Origin of the sequence: Litorimonas haliclonae, from assembly GCF_965138505.1 — a bacterium.
GTDB classification, from domain to species: Bacteria; Pseudomonadota; Alphaproteobacteria; order Caulobacterales; family Maricaulaceae; genus Litorimonas; species Litorimonas haliclonae.
This window is the reverse complement of the sequence record NZ_CBCSCO010000003.1, coordinates 29989-49908: the sequence shown is the minus strand read 5'-3', so window position 1 is coordinate 49908 and position 19920 is coordinate 29989. Positions and strand designations below refer to the sequence as shown.

At 52.2% G+C, this 19920-nt stretch carries 15 protein-coding genes; 3 read left to right on the top strand and 12 right to left on the bottom strand.

Going from position 1 to position 19920, the window contains the following annotated elements; genetic code table 11:
- Positions 1-51: 51 nt before the first annotated feature.
- The 8 genes from ACNA05_RS07485 to rpmF form a co-directional block, all read right to left on the bottom strand.
- Positions 52-984 (bottom strand): hypothetical protein, encoded by a 933-nt coding sequence (locus tag ACNA05_RS07485; RefSeq protein WP_415810819.1) that lies wholly within the window; start codon positions 982-984, stop codon positions 52-54.
- A gap of 94 nt (positions 985-1078) precedes the next feature.
- Complete coding sequence (locus ACNA05_RS07480) at positions 1079-2464, bottom strand: pyruvate dehydrogenase complex dihydrolipoamide acetyltransferase (protein ID WP_415810818.1); 1386 nt, start codon at positions 2462-2464, stop codon at positions 1079-1081.
- 66 nt (positions 2465-2530) lie between these two features.
- A complete protein-coding gene (locus ACNA05_RS07475) occupies positions 2531-3967 on the bottom strand; it encodes a pyruvate dehydrogenase complex E1 component subunit beta (protein ID WP_415810817.1) in 1437 nt (478 codons plus the stop codon).
- Between the two features lie 12 nt (positions 3968-3979).
- Entirely contained in the window at positions 3980-4369 is a 390-nt protein-coding gene (locus tag ACNA05_RS07470; RefSeq protein WP_415810816.1) for an MAPEG family protein, read from the bottom strand.
- 39 nt (positions 4370-4408) lie between these two features.
- Positions 4409-5464 carry a pyruvate dehydrogenase (acetyl-transferring) E1 component subunit alpha gene (gene pdhA, locus ACNA05_RS07465; protein WP_415810815.1) on the bottom strand — a complete coding sequence of 352 codons (1056 nt, stop codon included), beginning with the start codon at positions 5462-5464 and terminating at the stop codon, positions 4409-4411.
- A 72-nt stretch (positions 5465-5536) separates the two neighbouring features.
- On the bottom strand, positions 5537-5902 hold the full coding sequence (locus ACNA05_RS07460; RefSeq protein ID WP_415810814.1) for an FtsB family cell division protein: 366 nt from the start codon (positions 5900-5902) through the stop codon (positions 5537-5539).
- Between the two features lie 82 nt (positions 5903-5984).
- Positions 5985-7262: a phosphopyruvate hydratase gene (gene eno / locus ACNA05_RS07455; protein ID WP_415810813.1), complete on the bottom strand. Its 1278-nt coding sequence runs from the start codon at positions 7260-7262 to the stop codon at positions 5985-5987.
- 37 nt (positions 7263-7299) lie between these two features.
- Entirely contained in the window at positions 7300-7479 is a 180-nt protein-coding gene (rpmF, locus tag ACNA05_RS07450; RefSeq protein ID WP_415810812.1) for a 50S ribosomal protein L32, read from the bottom strand.
- A gap of 145 nt (positions 7480-7624) precedes the next feature.
- On the opposite strand from rpmF, the gene ACNA05_RS07445 reads away from it, so the two are divergent.
- Positions 7625-8650 (top strand): histone deacetylase family protein, encoded by a 1026-nt coding sequence (locus ACNA05_RS07445; protein ID WP_415810811.1) that lies wholly within the window; start codon positions 7625-7627, stop codon positions 8648-8650.
- A gap of 1 nt (position 8651) precedes the next feature.
- On the opposite strand, the gene arfB is transcribed toward ACNA05_RS07445, so the two are convergent.
- The 4 genes from arfB to ACNA05_RS07425 all read right to left on the bottom strand — a co-directional run bounded on the left by arfB (position 8652) and on the right by ACNA05_RS07425 (position 15892).
- Positions 8652-9089: an alternative ribosome rescue aminoacyl-tRNA hydrolase ArfB gene (arfB, locus tag ACNA05_RS07440; RefSeq protein ID WP_415810810.1), complete on the bottom strand. Its 438-nt coding sequence runs from the start codon at positions 9087-9089 to the stop codon at positions 8652-8654.
- Positions 9090-9091: 2 nt separating this feature from the next.
- The gene (gene alaS, locus ACNA05_RS07435; RefSeq protein ID WP_415810809.1) at positions 9092-11725 is read right to left on the bottom strand and encodes an alanine--tRNA ligase; all 2634 of its coding nucleotides are present in this window, start codon (positions 11723-11725) and stop codon (positions 9092-9094) included.
- A gap of 230 nt (positions 11726-11955) precedes the next feature.
- A complete protein-coding gene (gene recA / locus ACNA05_RS07430) occupies positions 11956-13053 on the bottom strand; it encodes a recombinase RecA (protein ID WP_415810808.1) in 1098 nt (365 codons plus the stop codon).
- A 172-nt stretch (positions 13054-13225) separates the two neighbouring features.
- Positions 13226-15892, bottom strand: coding sequence for an ATP-binding protein (locus tag ACNA05_RS07425; RefSeq protein ID WP_415810807.1), 2667 nt, complete (start codon positions 15890-15892; stop codon positions 13226-13228).
- 198 nt (positions 15893-16090) lie between these two features.
- Here ACNA05_RS07425 and ACNA05_RS07420 point away from each other — a divergent pair, with 198 nt between their 5' ends.
- Both ACNA05_RS07420 and ACNA05_RS07415 read left to right on the top strand, forming a co-directional pair.
- On the top strand, positions 16091-17950 hold the full coding sequence (locus tag ACNA05_RS07420) for a DUF885 domain-containing protein (protein WP_415810806.1): 1860 nt from the start codon (positions 16091-16093) through the stop codon (positions 17948-17950).
- Positions 17951-17977: 27 nt separating this feature from the next.
- Positions 17978-19828 (top strand): DUF885 domain-containing protein, encoded by a 1851-nt coding sequence (locus ACNA05_RS07415; RefSeq protein ID WP_415810805.1) that lies wholly within the window; start codon positions 17978-17980, stop codon positions 19826-19828.
- The last annotated feature ends 92 nt before the right edge of the window (positions 19829-19920 follow it).

Below are 19920 nucleotides of genomic sequence, written 5' to 3'. Positions count from 1 at the left end.
GCAAGTCTATGACAGATTTTTGGGCGCATTAGAACCCATAATTAGGAATATCTAATTTGTTGGAATGGCGGAATTCGCCTGATTCTGGGAGGGGGCCGTCATGGCCTCTATCACTTGAAGGCGAAGCACATCGGCGAGCGCCTGCGTCTCGACATCTTCCAAAGTGGCAAATGCCGCGTCGCGTTTTCCAAGTCGGGCAAGGCCGACTGCGATATTGCTCCGCGCGGTATCGCGTAACTCGGGCTGGCTAATCTCGGTGATAACGGCTTTGGACCGCTTAAAGTCCTTTTTGCGGATCGTGTAGTCAATCAGGCTTAGATAAGCGCGGTCACGTAACTCCACGATACTGATGTCTTTTGCCTCGGCGAGCGCCGTTCCATACACCGCTCTGACTTCTTCTGAGGAATTCATGTCAAGTGACATAGCTGTTTTCTGCGCTGCACTGTCAGGGCTTTCTGTTCGCTGAATATCGTCGTCCGACTCTGTTTCCTGCCCCTCAGAGGTTTCTTGCTCGATCGGGGTTTCGCGCTCTTTTTTCAGAATATTTCGAACAGCTCCGTCCACGTCAGACGCGTCCATATCGTCTACATTGACGGGGGCCTGCTCTGTTCTATTTTTATCCGAATTATCAGCGTTGTCTTTCTTTTTCAGATAGCGGTCCAACCATTTTTTTTCAGATTTGTTTGTATCTTCGGCCTTCGAATTATGCGATTTTGGCGGCTCAGCCTTCTCTTCATCAGACAAACTCTCTTTCACTTTCGCTTCGAGCGAGTCAGAGGCGCTCGCCATTTTTTCTATCGTATCGGAGGCCGACTCGCTGACATCATCCGCAACAGATTTTGTGGCTTCCTTTGTATTCGAAACGGCTTGTTGGAAGTCGGCTTTCACCCCGGCCGTGGCAATTTCTCCGCCCGTCCCAAAATAAACGACTGCTCCGGCAAGTCCTGCAAGGAGGGTTCCAGTAAGTAATGATTTCCAAAGCATAATTCGTTCCGCGAACTTAAGTTTTCATTAAGTATAACGCGGGGCGGCCGAAGGGCAATGCTCCTCCCCTGTAGGGAGAAACTTTGCTCAGTTATTACAACATCATTGTAATCGGTTGCTCGACATAGCGTTTGAAGTGTTGGAGCCATTTCGCGCCCATCGCCCCGTCAACAACCCGGTGATCACAGGTGAGCGTTACAGTCATGACGGTTGCCACTTTAATCTCCCCGTTCTTGACAACAGGGCGCGGTCCGCCTGCCCCAACCGAAAGGATCATGCCGTGCGGCTCGTTAATGATGGAGCCGAAAGATTTAATGCCCATCATGCCAAGGTTTGAAATAGAGAACGTACCGCCCTGATACTCATTTGGCTTGAGTTTCATATCGCGGGCGCGCCCAGCCAGATCCACCATTTCAGTCGATATTGTGGATAGGCCTTTATTTTCAGCTTCGCGTACAATCGGGGTAATCAAGCCGCCATCAATGGCAACCGCTACGGCCACATCGGCGTGTTTGTGATAAGCGATTCCGTCCGGCGTATAGCTCGCATTAGCTTCCGGCACGAATTTCAGAGACAAGGCGCAGGCGCGAATAAGCATATCATTGACGCTCACTTTTACGCCTTCCGGGGCCTGCGCGTTTAACTCTTTGCGCAGCTTTAGTAGCTCATCGATTTCGCAATCAATCTGCAGCGGGAAGTCCGGCACATTATTGTTCGAATCTGACAAGCGTCTTGCAATGGTTTTCGTCATCCCGTTCAGAGGTTCAAGATCGTAGGTTCCGGCCTCAATGCCCATTTTGGACAAATACTCCGCGCCGCCGCTGCGAACCGCACCGACTTCTTTGGACTCATCTTTCGTATCCTTGGGCGCTTCGGGCTTTTTCTCTGCCTCTTTCGGCGCTTCATAATTTTCAATATCGACCTTGATAATGCGGCCTTTAGGGCCGGAGCCTTCAACTGACGACAAATCAATCCCGGCTTCTTTCGCAAGACGCTTCGCCAAAGGCGAGGCTCTCAACCGATCGCCGTCTTTATTCGACCCCGTTTTCGGGGCAGGCCCGTCGTCAGGTTTTTTGTCGTATCGCGTAGACGGCGCATCGTCCGCTTTACCGGTTTCTTCTTTGGGTTTGTCGGGAACCGGCTCGCTTTTAGGTTCAGCTTTTTGCTCTTCCTTATCGCTCGGTTTGGACACGTCCGCCCCTGTCGGCTCATATCCGTCCAGAGCGCTTTCATCCTCGTCCTCTTCGAGCAGCAGCGCGATAGGCGAATTGACTTTCACGCCATCCGTTCCGGCTTCCACCAGGATTTTCGCGAGCGTCCCTTCTTCGACGGCTTCAACCTCCATCGTCGCCTTGTCGGTTTCGATTTCCGCCAAAAGGTCTCCGGACGATACCGTATCACCTTCTTTCATCAACCATTTAGACAAAGTCCCCTCTTCCATTGTGGGGGACAAAGCGGGCATGAGAATTTCAACAGGCATTTATCTCTCCAAGAGTCAGAAGCTCTGACTTTAAAATTCTAATATTATACAAAACAGTGTTGAGCGTTAGTCAACGTAACAAACCTTCTTCGCCGCTTTCACGACATCCTCGGTTCCCGGCAAGCTCAGTGCTTCGAGGTTTGCCGCATATGGCAGCGGCACATCTGCCTGATGCACACGTGCGGGCGGCGCGTCGAGGTAATCAAAAGCTTCGTTCACGACGACAGCGGCAATTTCCGCGCCGACGCCGTGCTGGCCCCAGCCTTCTTCGGCGCAGACCAAACGGTTGGTTTTCTTGACACTCTTAATCACGGTCGCCGTGTCCAGAGGACGAAGCGTTCGCAGGTCAATGACCTCAGCGTCGATACCTTCCTCAGCCAGTTTCTCGGCGGCTTCGAGGCAGCGTCCAACCATACGGGAGTGAGAAACGAGTGTCACATCCGCGCCTTCACGGCGGATTTTCGCTTTGCCAATCGGGATAAGGAAATCATCCATATCCGGCACGTCGAATGTCTCGCCATACATGAGTTCGTGTTCCAGAAAGACGACCGGGTTCGGATCGCGAATGGCGGCTTTCAAGAGGCCTTTGGCATCCGCGGAGTCATAAGGCGCAATGACTTTCAGCCCCGGCACATGCGCGTACCAGCTGGAATAATCCTGGGAATGCTGCGCGCCGACGCGGGACGCCGCGCCGTTCGGGCCGCGGAAAACAATTGGGCAACGCATCTGTCCGCCGGACATATAAAGTGTTTTCGCCGCAGAATTGATAATATGATCAATGGCTTGCATGGCAAAGTTAAACGTCATGAATTCGACTATCGGCTTGAGACCGCCCATCGCCGCGCCGACACCGATACCGGCAAAACCATATTCTGTAATCGGTGTATCAACCACGCGGCGTGCAGAAAATTCCTGCAAAAGCTCACGCGTTACTTTATAAGCGCCCTGATATTCCGCGACCTCCTCGCCCATGACGAAAACCTTTTCATCGCGCCGCATTTCCTCGGCCATCGCGTCGCGAAGCGCGTCACGAACCGTCGTTTCGACCATTTTAATATTGGACGGAACGTCGGGGTCTTTCTGAATAATTTCGGCCAGTTTGGGTTTACCTGGCTTATCTTCGGGCGCGGCTTCCTCGCCTTCGCGCTCAACGTTTTTGGAAGACGCTTTATCGTCCTCCTTGTCAGCCGTGTCTTTGTCGTCGTCTTTATCGCCCTCATCTTTTGAGGCGGACGGGTCAGACAAATCCTCTTTGCTGTCGCCCTCTTCCAAGAGCTGCAAAATCACTTCGCCGACTTTCACGCCGTCTGTTCCGGCGGCAATGACGATTTTTCCGACAGTGCCTTCATCAATCGACTCGACTTCCATCGTCGCTTTGTCGGTTTCGATCTCGGCCAGAATATCGCCCGACGTGACGCTATCGCCTTCTTTGACGAGCCATTTTGACAGCGTACCCTCCTCCATAGTCGGAGAAAGCGCCGGCATTTTAATATCGATTGCCATAGGTCGGGGCCTCTAAACGGGTAAAACTTGAAGAAAAATCAGGATGAGCCCCAATAGAGACACAGCCCAGGTCAGAGTGCGCAACCACGGCACGCCGAACCAATACATAAACGCATAAACAATACGCGCAAAAACAAATACGGCCGCTCCGGTCACGGCTAATGTGCCGGTCGGATTGGTATGTAAAGCTACAAAAGCGAGAGGAAAGAACAAGAGCATGCCCTCAACCATATTATGATTGGCGCGGCGGCAACGTCCTATAAAGACGCCTTTATCATCTATATTATCACGGGGTCCGGCCAGAGTAGATAAAGACTGCGTCCGCCAAGCCGCCGCGACTTGAACGGCGATCATGATAAAATAGACCGCGACCGTCAGGACAATATAATCAATTAAAGACATTAGGCCGGCTCCCTTTTAAGCAAACGCATTAGGCACTCACTAAGCTTCGAGCAGAACATCAGTCCAAAGCTCTGACGGGTCAGGCTCTGGGGAGTTTTGGGCAAATTCTGCGGCGTCCGCGACGATGGCTTTGATTTCCTTATCGATCGCCTTGAGCTCGTCTTCATCCGCCCATTTTTTGTCAAGCAATTGCTTGCGCACGGCGTCAATAGGGTCGCGTTCTGTCCGTGTCTTGGTCACCTCATCGCGAGAGCGGTATTTCGCCGGGTCAGACATGGAATGACCGCGATATCGGTAAGTCTTCATCTCTAGAATCATTGGCCCCTTGCCGGACCTCGCATGTTTGATGGCTTTCGCGGCGGCGTCGCGCACCTCGAGGATATTCATACCGTCAACCTGAATGCCGTCTATCTCGAAACTACTGCCGCGCTTATAGAGTTCGGTTTCTGCAGACGAGCGCTCAACGGAAGTTCCCATGGCGTATTGATTATTTTCAATCACAAAAACGACCGGCAAATCCCAGAGCTTGGCCATGTTGAAGGTTTCGTAAACCTGCCCTTGATTGGACGCACCGTCGCCGAAGAAAGCGAGGCTGACGGCCCCGTTGTTCAGATATTTGTTGGCAAAGCCAATTCCTGCCCCAATCGGAACCTGCGCCCCAACAATGCCGTGACCCCCGTAAAATTTCTTATCCGTTGAGAACATGTGCATTGAGCCGCCCTTGCCGCGCGAGTAGCCGCCTTCGCGGCCTGTCAGCTCGGCCATGACGCCTCTGCTTTCCATGCCGCAAGCAAGCATATGACCATGGTCACGGTAGCCAGTGATCATCTGATCGCCATCTTCCATCGCCGCTTGGCAACCTATAACCACAGCTTCCTGCCCGATATAAAGATGACAGAAACCGGCAATCTGGCCCATGCCATAAAGCTGCCCAGCTTTCTCTTCGAAACGCCGGATTAACAGCATCTCGCGGTAATAGCCTAAAAGCTCTTCCGCATTTGTCTTGTGTTCTACCGTCTTTGCTGAGGGCTTCTTAGAAGCAGGCTTTTTTGACGCTGACTTTTTGGGAGCAGGTTTACCTGATTTGGTCGCCATAGAAATCTCGATAGTTTGGATACGAACTAAAACACGGCTTAGGCCGCTTGACTTGATATATAAACACCAAAATCAACCCTTTGGGTCAAGCCAAATCGTAATATCCTTCGGATGCGAATAATATAATTTTTCGCGAGAAAGCGCATTTAACGCGTCAACATCCAGATGAGACACATCAAGGGCGTTCACACGTGTCTCGAGTCCAACACGCTTTGCTTCAATATTTTCCAGACGAGATCGAAGGGTTACAGCCTCGTCTTCATTATTCATCCAATTCATCAAGCCCTGCGAGCCAGAGAAAGCATGAAACGCCAAATAGGCATAGAGGATCATAATCGCCATAACGGGCCAGCGCACCCCACGGGTAAACCCCTGAAGAGCCGCAAAAGGGGCGAAGCCCGGGCTCGCTTCGGGTGAAATGGGCGGGACGTAACGCATACCCCGATATTACGGATCAGGGTTAAGACAGCCTTAAGACTCTTAAAGAATCAGAGACTTATAAGCAGTTTAAAAAGCGTATCTATAGCTTGAGGATAGAACGTCCTGCATATTCCGCTATTTCGCCCAAGCCTTCATTAATCCGCAAAAGCTGATTATATTTCGCGAGACGGTCAGAACGCGCCAAAGAACCTGTTTTGATTTGGCCGCAATTTGTTGCAACCGCCAGGTCCGCAATCGTCGTGTCAGACGTTTCGCCTGAACGATGGCTCATCACAGCCGTGTAGCCGGCGCGGTGCGCCATATCTACAGCGTCAAGAGTTTCAGAGAGCGTTCCGATTTGGTTGACTTTGATCAGAATAGAATTGGCTGCGTCCATTTCGATGCCGGTGCGAAGGCGCTTAGGGTTGGTCACGAACAAATCATCGCCTACCAACTGAACCTTCTTTCCGATGCGTTCGTTCAGATTGACCCAACCCTCCCAATCATCTTCGGCCATGCCGTCTTCGATGGATATAATAGGGTATTCTTCGGTCAATTTGGCAAGATAATCCACAAAATCTGCGGACGATAGGGTCGCGCCCTCTCCTTTCAGATTATACTTATTGCCTTCGTAAAACTCGGTTGAAGCGACGTCCAACGCCAACATAACATCATCGCCCGGTTTGAACCCAGCGTCTTCTACGGCAGACATGATATAGTCGAGGGCGGAACGTGTGGAGCCGAGGTTTGGCGCAAATCCGCCTTCATCACCCACATTAGTGTTATGACCGTCAGCCTTCAATTTGGATTTCAGGCTATGGAATATTTCCGCGCCAGTTCTCAGAGCTTCTGGAAAGCTAGACGCGCCAACGGGCATGACCATAAATTCCTGAACATCAATAGGGTTATCAGCGTGCTCGCCGCCATTGATGATATTCATCATCGGAACAGGCAAAACCCGGGCATTCGCGCCGCCAACATATCGGTACAGAGGTGTTTGCTGAGAATTAGCGGCCGCTTTTGCAACGGCAAGAGAGACGCCCAATGTTGCATTGGCGCCGAGACGGGCTTTGTTATCCGTTCCGTCCAGTTCAATCAAAATCTGATCAATGCCGCGCTGATTTTCGGCCTCAAGAGCAAAAAGCGTATCCGCAATTTCGGTATTTACGTTTTCGACGGCTTTTTGAACGCCTTTGCCGCCATAGCGCTTCTTGTCGCCGTCGCGAAGCTCGACCGCTTCATGGGCTCCGGTGGATGCGCCGCTAGGAACAGCCGCGCGGCCAAAAGCGCCGTCACTTAATGTAACGTCGACTTCTAATGTGGGATTGCCACGACTATCCAGGATTTCCCTGGCGAAAACTGTTTCGATCTCGACCATGGGTATCTCCCGGCAGCTTATAATTAATCAGAAAGACTTAGTCTTTTGGGGTCAGGACCTGACGACCCTTATACATACCGGATTTCAGATCGATATGGTGCTGACGGCGAAGCTCGCCGCTGTCTTTGTCTTCGACATAGTTTACAGCTGTCAAAGCATCATGAGCGCGGCGCATGCCACGACGGGAATTTGAAATTTTACTCTTAGGGACAGCCATCAGGGCCTCCATTAAACCAATAACAAAGCGGCCTCACCTATGTGAGCCGCTGATTTGAACGCGCAATTAGCCGATTAGCCTTGCGACTTCAAGCGCAATATGTAGGCATTATAGGCTGTAATACACTATCGGCACAGCAGCGACTATGAAAATCTACTATACTGACGACCATTTGGCTCATCACCCTAAGGCAGAGGTGCACCGAGGAAAGATGGTGACGCCTCATGAAGGGCCGCATCGGATGGACCTGCTGATGGCCGGGATGAAGCGCGCGGGATTTACTGATTTCACCGAGCCTCCGGCCTTTGATATCACCTGTTTAGATGGCGTGCATACACCGGATTACATCCACTTTGTGCAAACCGCTTGGGCCAGGTGGAAAGACGCCGGTTATGCCGGAGACGTCCTGCCTATGAGCTTTCCTTACAATCCCCGGCGGGCCAAGCCGCCTATCGAGATTGACGGCGCGGCCGGGTATTTCTGCAGCTCCGCCGACACGATGATTACAGAAACGAGCTGGACGGCCCTCGCCTCCACCGCCGCTTGCGCTCTGGGAACCGTTGAGTCGGTTGCAAAAGGCGAATCGGCTTTTGCCCTTATCCGTCCGCCGGGCCATCATGCGGGGGCGGATTATATGTCGGGCTATTGCATCCTCAACAATGCGGCCATCGCGGCTCAGGCGCTTTTGAATAAGGGCATGGACCGCGTTGCTATTTTGGACGTGGATTCTCATCACGGGAACGGAACGCAGGATATTTTCTATGCTCGCGATGATGTCCTCTTTGCTTCTCTTCACGGGGAGCCCGATCACCACTTCCCCTATTTCTGGGGACATAAAGATGAAAAAGGCGCGGGCAAAGGGGACGGCTATACTCTGAACTACCCCCTGCCCGCAGGCACGCATTATCCAGCCTGGCGGAACGCCCTATTGGATGCAATTGCAAAAATCCGAAACTTCAAACCAGACGCCCTCGTTGTCTCTCTTGGTGTCGACACTTTCGAGCGCGACCCGATCAGCAGCTTCAAATTGAAAGTTGAAGACTATCCGGCCTATGGCGCGGATATCGCCAAGCTCGGCCTGCCCACTAGCTTCATTATGGAAGGCGGTTACGGCGTGCCGGAAATCGGGGATAATGCCGCCGGCGTTCTGAAAGGGTTCTCAGAAGGATAATTCACCACTTCGCATCGCGGCTGACTTTCCCTCTTAAAGCTTTCTTCTCGCCACGTATTTTCTTGGCTTTAAGACGCCGCCTGACAGATCCCCGCGTCGGACGCGTTGGCTTGCGTTTTTTCTCTTTTTTAAAAGCAGATTTAAGTAAATCCTTGAACCGCTTGAGCGCCTCGTCCTGATTTCGCGCCTGTGAGCGGTGGTTTTGAGCCTTGATAATCACCACGCCGTTTTCGGAAATGTGATTGTCCGAATAGGCAAATAAACGCGATTTCTGAGCTTTGTCCAACGAGTCCGAAGCCGGGATATAAAAGCGCAGCTGGATAGCAGAAGACGTTTTATTCACGTGCTGACCGCCCGGCCCGGAGGCACGGATCGCGGTCAGCTCTATCTCACTCATTGGGATAGACAGACGCGGCGTTATATACAGCGCGTCAGGCATGATTAGATCGCCGTCTTTATCGCGGCCAGCGCGTCATCGGCGCCTTCGGGTTTAGAGCCGCCCGCCTGCGCCATGCCGGGCTTGCCGCCGCCGCGGCCATCCACCAGAGGCGCGCCGACGTTGACCAAGTCGGACGCCGAATATTTTCCGACCAGATCATCGCTGACGGCCACGCCGACCGCGACTTTGCCTGCGTCCTTTGCGACAAAGGCGACAATGCCCGAACCGAGCGCGTCGAGCTGCTCATTCATCATGGAGCGAAGGTCTTTACCGGACACGCCGTCCAACACCTTTGCCATGACTTTGACGCCGTTTATCTCTTCGGCGCTTGCCGCGCCTCCGCCGCCGCCGAGCGCGATTTGTTTTTTCGCCTCAGCCAGTTCGCCCTCAAGACGTTTACGATCAGCCAGAAGCGTCTCAATTCTCTCCGGCACGTCTTCAGGCCGTGTTTTTAAAATATCCGCCGCCTTGCGGGTCAGGCCGGCCTGGTCTTCTAAATAGCGGCGCGCCACTTCGCCTGTCACGGCTTCCACCCGGCGGATGCCTGCCGCAACCGCGCCTTCATTGACGATTTTAAACAGGGAAATATCGCCTGTTCGCGCCACATGGGTGCCGCCGCAGAGCTCTACGGAATAGGCTTTAGCGCCCCCTTCGGGATCCTCTCCGAGGCTTAAAACCCGAACTTCATCACCATATTTTTCGCCGAAGAGAGCTAAAGCACCCGCTTTGATGGCGTCGTCTGGGCTCATTAGCTGCGTAATCGCAGGCGAGTTTTGCTGAATAATTTCATTCACCTGATCCTCGACCTTCGCAAGTTCTTCGCGCGTGATGGCTTGGCCGTGGGAGATATCGAACCGGATACGTTCCCCATCCACCATTTGGCCCTTTTGGGCCACGTGTTCGCCGAGCACTCGGCGCAGGGCCTCGTGCAATAGGTGGGTAGCGGAGTGGTTGTGCTTGGTCGTTTCGCGATTTCTGGAATCTACAGATATTTTAGCGCTGTCCCCGATGTCAACCGAGCCCTCAAGATCGCCAATATGAACGTGAAGACCGCCCGCCTTTTTCTGAACGTCTTTAATCTTGATTTCGGCGCCGTTCTCGAACGTCGCGACGCCTTTATCCCCGGCTTGACCGCCGCTTTCAGCATAAAAGGGTGTCTCAGATGTCAGGAACATGACGGGTCCAGATTGGGCGCTTTCGACTCTAACGCCGTCCTGAACCAGAACCTTTATGTCCTGTTCAGTGGTCAGGAATTCATAGCCCGTAAACACGCTATCGCCAGCCTCGTCTTTCGCCTTATTCCAAACGTCATCCGTGGCTTGATCACCGGACGCAAAGCCGCCTTCGCGGGATTGTGTTTTCTGACGCTCCATAGCCGCGTCAAATCCTTCCAGATCAATACCCAGGCCTTTGGCACGTAGCGCGTCTTGCGTCAGGTCAATCGGGAAGCCGTAAGTATCATAAAGCTTGAACGCTGTTTCGCCGTCCAGCTTGCCGCCTTTTGAAAGGTCGGAAATCGCGCCTTCCAAAAGCGCTGTCCCCCGGCCTAGCGTACGGCGGAACCGTTCTTCTTCTTGCTCAAATGTCGCGGTAATGGAGGCTTTTGCCCGGTTAAGTTCGTCATAAGCCCCGCCCATTTCCTGAACCAGTGTCGGGACAAGCCGGTGCATCAGAGGGTCTTTCGCGCCCAACAAATGCGCGTGGCGCATGGCGCGGCGCATAATCCGGCGAAGGACATAGCCGCGCCCTTCATTGGACGGCGAGACGCCATCCGCCATCAGGAATGAACAAGACCGCAAGTGATCCGCTATGACGCGGTGCGAAAACTTTGCCTCGCCTTCGGCCTTCACACCTGTCAGCTCAACCGAGGCGCCAATCAGTGTTTTAAAAAGGTCGATATCGTAATTATCATGAACGCCCTGAAGGATGGTCGTAATCCGCTCCAGGCCCATGCCTGTATCGATGGACGGCTTTGGCAGAGGCTGCTCGCGGCCATCCGCAAAGCGTTCATATTGCATGAAGACGAGATTCCAGATTTCGATAAAACGGTCGCCGTCTTCTTCTGGCGTTCCGGGAGGGCCACCCGGGATGTGATCCCCATGGTCATAGAAGATTTCCGAACAAGGGCCACACGGCCCCGTATCGCCCATAGCCCAGAAATTATCAGAGGTAGCAATGCGAATAATGCGGTCGTCGGGTAGACCCGCTATTTTCTTCCAAAGGTCATAAGCCTCGTCATCCGTATGAAAGACTGTGACGAGTAGCTTTTCTTTTGGCAGGCCGAATTCTTTGGTGACCATATTCCACGCATGAGAAATGGCTTGTTCTTTGAAATAGTCGCCGAAGGAGAAATTTCCGAGCATTTCAAAAAACGTATGGTGCCGCGCTGTATATCCGACATTGTCCAGATCGTTATGCTTGCCGCCCGCACGGACGCATTTCTGCGAGGTCGTGGCGCGCGTCGCTTCTGGTTTTAAGGATCCGGTAAAATAATCCTTGAACGGCACCATGCCCGCATTGACGAAAAGAAGCGTCGGGTCGTTATCCGGGACAAGCGGAGCCGACGGCCAGATCGCATGGTCATGCGTTCCGTAATAATTGAGAAATTGCGATCGAATGTCATTCAGACTGGCCATGAAACCACCGGGGTTAAATCTTATAAAGTGAACTACCCGCCCATATAGAAAGAGCGCTTGGCAGTGCCAAGCGCTCTTTTATGCAAATCTGCCGTCAGACCAAAGAGACATCCTCAGTCAAAACCACAATAAGGGCCAAGGTGGTTTAGAGGGCAGGCTGCGCACCGAGGGCTCTGTATAAGGGGGAGAGCCTTCGGGTGTTCTAAATTCAGGAAATATTGTGAGGAAGGCTAGGCCGAAGCGCTGGCCTCGCCATCATCCTCGACGCGCTCTTCTTTCGGCATGAGAAGCTCTTCGTCGATAAGGCCTTCATTCGTGCGGATACGGCGTTCAATATCGGCGGCAATATCGGGATTCTCCTTGAGGAATTTCCGCACATTTTCGCGTCCCTGCCCGATACGTTCGTCGCCGTAGGAATACCAAGAGCCGGACTTCTCTATGACTTCGGCTTTTACGCCGAGGTCAATCAGCTCGCCCGTTTTCGAAATGCCTTCACCGTACATGATGTCAAATTCAACCTGACGGAAGGGCGGGGCCACTTTGTTTTTGACGATTTTAACGCGGGTTTGGTTGCCAATCACTTCATCACGATATTTGATCGCGCCAATACGGCGGATATCCAAACGGACGGAGGAATAGAATTTCAGCGCATTCCCGCCTGTTGTCGTCTCAGGAGAGCCATACATAACGCCAATCTTCATCCGGATCTGGTTGATGAAAATTACCATACAGCCGGATTTGGAAATGGAGCCTGTCAATTTGCGAAGCGCTTGGCTCATCAAACGGGCCTGAAGACCGGGGAGCGAGTCGCCCATATCGCCTTCCAGTTCAGCGCGCGGGGTCAAAGCCGCCACTGAGTCGACAACCAGAATATCAATCGCGCCGGAGCGAACCAGCGTATCGGCAATTTCGAGGCCTTGTTCACCTGTATCGGGCTGAGCAATCAAAAGCTCATTCACGTCAACGCCAAGCTTTCCAGCATAAACCGGATCGAGCGCGTGTTCCGCATCAATAAACGCGGCCACGCCGCCTTCTTTTTGCATTTCCGCAACAGCATGAAGTGAGAGGGTTGTTTTACCGGAGCTTTCAGGTCCGTAAATCTCGATAACCCGCCCTTTAGGCAAGCCGCCTATACCAAGCGCAATATCCAGACCGAGCGAGCCGGTAGAAACCGCCGCGACATCCATTGTGGATTTTTGCCCCAGCTTCATGACGGAGCCCTTACCGAAGGCGCGGTCAATCTGGGACAGAGCCGCATCTAGCGCGGCGGATTTATTCTTGTCGTCTGCTTTACCGACGACTTTGAGAGGGGTTGAATTTCTGGCCATGTTATAAACTCCAGTGCGATCCGTCGGAGCCCTTCGACGGGTCTGATAAAGTTACGGCTGCTTCGGACTGCCGTGATGGGTATAGTCGTTATGTTTCATATTTGTTCTCATTGCGCAAGAACAAAAATAGAACAAATTAACTTTTATGCTAAGCCTTTGAGTTTCCTATACTTTATTGCGCCTCACCAATCTCGGATTTCACTTTTTCGGCCAATTGTACCAAAGTAAACGGTTTTGGTAGGAAGGTAACGTCTGGTTCTTCAGACAGTAAATCAGAGAAATGCTCCTCCGCATATCCGGAAATAAACACGATTCTAGCGTCACCTAAAAGCGATCGTCCTTCTTTTAGCAAGGTCGGGCCATCCATGCCCGGCATGACGACATCGGAAATCATCATATCGAATGTATGGTCGCCGTCTTCCAAAATCTCTAAAGCTTCCTCTCCGTCTTCGGCCTCTATCACGGTATAGCCGCGCTTGCGCAGAGTTTTAGCCGCGATAACCCGTACGCTGGCTTCGTCTTCGACAAATAGGATTGTGCCCTGCCCTGCCAAATCTGCAGGCTTTCTCGGCTCAAGAGGCGCGGAAGGCTTTACCGGCTCCACATCAGCAGGCAGTTTAGACGGGTCCGCAACAGGCAGTGTAATTCGGAATGTCGTGCCTTTACCGAGCTCACTCTGAACGTCCAGATGCCCGCCCGTCTGCTGAACAATGCCGTATACGGTTGCCAGCCCCAAACCGGTGCCTTTGCCCTGCTCCTTGGTTGTAAAGAAAGGCTCGAAAATCTTGGCTTTTACTTCATCGCTCATCCCTGTGCCGGTATCGGAGACTTCAATGGTTACAAAATGGTCGCCCGGAAGGCCTCGAAGTGATCCCGCTAAAACCGGATCTTTAATCTCGCTACGAATCAACTCCGCGCTTTTGACGGTAATCGTTCCGCCGCCCTGCTCGGCCATGGCGTCCCGCGCATTCACGCAGAGATTCATCAGCACTGTGTCTATCTGGCTCTTATCCGCGATAACAGGCGGCAGGTTTCGGCCATGCACCATGACCAGCTTGGCTTTCTCGCCCAGCGTCTGGCGCAGCGTCACAACCATATCCGACAGGGTATCCGTGACCGACAGCATCTCCATGCGCCGCGTTTGCTTACGCGAAAAGGCCAATAGCTTTTTCACCAAGGCTCCGGCGCGAAGACCCGTGGAGTTAATGTTCTGAAGCTCGGGATAAGACGGGTCGCCGACTGGATGGCGCTGCAGTAGCTCGTCCGTATTCAACCGAATTGCGGTCAGGAGGTTATTAAAATCATGCGCAACACCAGCGGCAAGCTGGCCAATGGCCTGCATCTTCTGGCTCTGAACCAACTGATCTTCAAGCGACTTTCGGGCGCTGACATCGACCAGAAAAACCCAAACAGCGCGGCTTTTCTCTTGATTTGACGACGTGTCGGCTGATGGATCAACGTGCCGAGGCGTCTGGCGTTTATCTGGCACAATATAGACGCTGACTGGCAAAGACTGAGTTCCCAGCAATACAGCGTCAAAGGGCTTGTCGGCATCCGTTTGGTCCGGACTCAGCTCTAAAAAAATGCGATGCTCTGTACTGTTCGGAACAAATAATTCTCCGAAGGTTTCGGCATCCCGGTCAGACCCTTCGCTCATCCGCTCAAAAGCCGGGTTGGCTTTCACCAATTTCGCCTCGGCCAGGGGCGTAGAGAGATCAGCCAGGCTAAGCTCCAACATGCCAACAGGCGCAGAAGCAAACCCGGACAGAGATTGCTCAGAGCCGCCTTTACTGTCTGAGGGAGCGGCGGAGTGGGTCAGGTTCTGACTTTGGTCATTATTGGCTCCCTGCCCCCTATCCTCGACATTTGGCTGCGCAAGCGTGGAGTGACCATATAGCGCCACATTACAAATCAGCTTTCCTCCGTCCAGCGCCTTCCAACTTCCCACCATGATTGTCGGCGTGACAATGTTTTTCCGGGTGATAAGCCGCGTATCTGTCCGCACGGTTCGTCCGGCAACAGCGGTGCTTTGCAAAAGGCTTTCCGGGTTTTCGATAAACTCGCGGATATGAGACGGCGGCGGATCGTCTTCGACGCCCAACCACAGCGACAAGACCTTATTCATGGCAATGATATTTCCGTCTGCGCGAATGGAGAACAGACCGACCGGCGCATGAGACAAAAGACTGTCCCCGACCGGTTGAGTTTCGGTCACATCGGATATTTGCCAGAGAAAACTTTCTCCGCCGAGCTGTCCTGCCGTTTCGCTCAATCGGCGGACAGCGAATTTATAACGCCGCAACCCAAGCTCGGGGCTCAGATAGTCGATGATTTCCTCAGCCCCTGAACTATCCGGACGAATGTGGTGCAACCTAAAAATAGCAGAGGCCATATCATCGCCAGTCGAAGAAAAAATTCGGTCAATGCCTGGCGGCCCGGCTCTATCGGCGGCGGTTTCTGAGTGCGGACCGCGCAAATCGCGCGCAAAGTCAAAATAAGCTTGATTGGCATGAACGGGCTTTCCATTCTGCGTAATTAAAGCTGGCTCTGAACTGTCGAAAAAAGCTTGGGAATATATGTTTCCACGGACAGATTGGCGGCGATCCCCCGGCACAGATTTACGCCGCACGGCCAGCAGGCCAATAACAGCAATCGCGGATGTCACCGCCAAACCCATAATGAAACTGATGCCCAACCAGCCCAGAGCTGCTGCGTTCATCCCCGCGAGGCCAGCACACGCCAAGACAATCAGCGACAATCCGGCAATAGGTAGCCAGAACCAATCAAGCCCGGCTTTGCGCTCAGGCGCAACCGTCTGTCCTTCGGCTCCTCCCCTCATAGGGTGGAGTCTCGAAGACTTATCGGACGGAAAGATTTTACGTCAGGATATTTCATCACGAATCACTCTGTTAGTCTTATGACTTAACAAGATTCAGAGGCAAGGCTCACCTTAATTTCTGTGAATAGCCACAGCGGGCCCTATAAATTTCGATTAACTAGCCTGTCATACTAGGCAGAGTGTGATATTCCCTCATAGATGAACAGCCCCGTCCGCAAATTTCGCCGCCTATCTCTGGCCCTTAGCTTTGCTCTTGGGCTCTCCCTCTCCGCCTTGTCCTTAAACGCTTGTCTTCCCAGCTCTGACAGCCCCTCGCGCGAAACGCTCGTGCGCAAAGAAAGCGCGGCTTTGAATGAGTGGTTCAAGGCCCGCTACGAGGACGAACTGGCCCGTTCCCCTCAGACCCAAACCTATCTTGGGATGGAAACAAGCAAGGATAAGTTAGACGACATTTCTATCATGGCGCTGGAAGAGGAAGCTGCTCTGCGCAAGGCATGGCTCGCAGATATGCGGCGCAATTTCGATATTGACCGCCTCGACCCGCAAACCCGGATGTCTTACCGGCTCTATGAGTACGGCGCCGAAGGCAAGCTGGCGCAACATGATTTTATCAAACATGATTATGTGTTCCAGCATATAAGCGGGCCGCAATCAGACCTCCCGTCCTTCCTGATAAATTTCCACACCATTGATAACGAGGCAGATGCCAAGGCCTATATCGCCCGATTGAATGCGTTTGACAGATATCTCGGCCAAGCGGCTGACCGCGCCGAAGCCCAGTTTGCGTATGGAATAGAGCCACCTAAATTCGTTTATGAGAAAGTAAGAACGGCCTCGAAAAATATCATCACTGGCTATCCCTTTGATGAGGATCCGCCGAGCCCACTTTATGCTGACTTTAAGGAAAAAGTCGAAGCTCTCGACCTAAGTGACGGCGCTAAGGACAAGCTTTACACTCAGGCAGAAATGGCGATGGGCGAGTCGGTCAAGCCGGCCTATGAACGCTTAATTAGCTTATTCAATGCTCAAGAGGCCAGTGCGAGTTCAGATGTTGGCGCGTGGAAACTCCCAGACGGAGACGCCTATTACGCGGCGCGCCTAAAACATTACACCACGACTGACCTCACCGCAGAAGAGATACACGAAATCGGACTCGCAGAAGTGAGCCGTATTCAGACCGAAATGAAAGCAATAATGGCTCGACTCGGGTTTGAGGGAACGCTGAAAGAATTTTTCGAATACCTTCGCACAGACGAGCTGTTTGTTTATCCAAATACGGAGGAAGGCCGAACCGCTTACATGACTGATGCCGCAGCTATTATTGAGGATATGAAGGGCCGGTTAGATCAACTTTTCATCACCCAACCCAAAGCAGGTATGGTCATCAAACGGGTTGAACCCTTTCGCGAAGACACAGCATTCGGGGCCTTTTATGACAGCCCGGCATTGGATGGCTCGCGCCCCGGAACTTATTACATAAATCTGAAAAATATGGCCGATCAGCCGACCTATCTGCAGCAGGCTCTGGCTTATCATGAAGGTATTCCCGGCCATCATATGCAAATCGCTATAGCACAAGAATTGAGTGATCTTCCGCGCTTTCGAACATTGAACGGACATACGGCCTATATTGAAGGTTGGGGTCTTTACGCCGAAAGCCTGCCGGACGAACTTGGCCTTTACACTGATCCTTATGCAAAATTCGGACAGCTTTCTATGGAGATTTTCCGCGCGGCGCGTCTAGTTGTCGATACGGGTATTCACGCCAAAAAATGGACCCGCAAAGAAGCCGTTCAATATTATCTCGATTATATCCCGAACCCCGAAGGCGATATTCGCGCAGAAATTGACCGCTATATCGTCTGGCCGGGCCAGGCAACCACCTATATGATTGGAAAATTAAAGATTGAGGCGCTGAGACTGCGCGCAGAAGACGCGTTAGGAGAGGACTTTAATCTTGCTGAATTTCATGATGTTATACTAGCCAATGGCTCTGTGCCCCTAGATATTCTAGAAAAAAATGTCGATAATTGGCTCACAGATAAAAAAGATTCTTAAAAAAAATTATAAGAAAGAGGACAATCGATGACTATCAAACACACCTTTATTTTAGGCGCGAGCCTATTGGCACTGACCGCCTGTCAAAGCGAAACAACTCCTAAAGAAGCGACAAACACACCGCCTGCCGCTGAGACAGTGGAAACCGAAACCCAAATTAATGAGCAGCTGGACGCCTGGTTTGCGGAAGATTTCGAAATTTATCTCAGCAAACGCCCCGAAATGCTCGCCCAACTTGGCCGCAAAGAAAAGATGGATCAGTGGAATGACGAGTCCAAAACTTTTTATCTGAATGAACTCGACCGCCGCCGCCGCGCCATGGAAGAGATGAAAGAAAACTTCCCCCGCGCCGATCTGGACCCGTCTCATCAGCTTTCTTATGACCTTTATATCGATAATGTTGAACGCGCTTTAGCGGGGCAGCAATGGTTTGATCATCAATATCGGTTTAACCAAATGTTCGGCGCCCATGCCAATATCCCGACCTTCCTGCTCAACCAGCATAAAATTGAGACTGTCGCAGATGCAGAAGCTTACATTGCCCGGCTAAGAGGAATTGAAACCAAGCTTGGGCAAGTCGTCGAAAATTCCAAAAATAGCGCCGACAAAGACATCTTGCCTCCGAAATTTGTTTATGCGCATGTTTTGCGAGATGTCGACAATATCATGTCCGGCGCCCCGTTTGAGGATACAGAAGAGCTCAATTTAATGCTCGCCGACTTCCAAAAAAAAACGGATGAGCTCGATCTAGATGACGAACAACGTGAAGCACTTTATTCTGACGCCATTACGGCTCTGCAAGACCATGTGCAGCCGGCTTATGCCGCTCTGAAAACAGAACTCCTCCGTCAGCAAGACCTGGCCACTGAAGATGACGGCGCTTGGAAGCTCCCTGATGGAGGCGCTTATTACGCCCATCGCCTGAGCCAGATGACTACGACGGATATGACGCCGACAGAAATCCATGACCTTGGCCTCTCCGAGACCGACCGCATCCACGAAGAAATGCGCGCGATCATGGAAGAAGTGGAATTCGACGGAACGTTAAATGAGTTTTTTGAATTCATGCGCACGGACGAACAATTTTATTACTCCGGCGAAGAAGGCAAAGAGCGTTATCTGAAAGAAGCGACTGAGCTGATTGATATCATGGAAGGCGATCTCGATTCCGTCTTCTTGCGAAAGCCGGAGGCCGAGCTTGAAGTTCGCGCGGTTGAACCTTTCCGTGAACAAAGCGCTGGCAAAGCGTTTTACTCCCGCCCGGCCGCTGACGGATCCCGTCCAGGATACTACTACGCCAATCTTTATGAGATGAAGGATATGCCGACTTACCAGATGGAAGCTCTGGCTTACCACGAAGGCATTCCGGGGCACCACATGCAGATCGCTATCGCCCAGGAATTGGAAGGCATACCCGATTTCCGTAGATTTGGCAGCTATACGCCTTATTCTGAAGGGTGGGGCCTATATTCAGAATATCTGCCAAAGGAAATGGGGTATTATGAAGATCCCTATTCCGACTTTGGACGTCTCGCAATGGAGCTGTGGCGCGCTGGCCGCCTGGTCGTCGATACAGGACTACATGACAAGCAATGGACGCGCGAAGAGGCCATTGACTGGCTCGTCGAGAACACGCCAAATCCCAAAGGTGACGCGATAAATGCGATTGAACGCTACATCGTTATGCCAGGTCAAGCGACCGCCTATAAGATCGGGATGCTGAAAATACAGGAACTCCGCGCGCGGGCGGAGGAAGCGCTCGGAGAAGACTTCGATATTCGTGAATATCACGATGTTGTCCTGAGAAACGGAGCTGTTCCGCTCAATATCCTCGAACAATTGGTCGATGATTATATTGAAGAAACTTTAGCGCAATAAAGCACATTACAAAATACAGTTGCAAAACTGGGATTTTAAAAGGCGGTTTTGCACGAAACCGCCTTTTCCTTTGGAATTTTTACCCTCTTGGG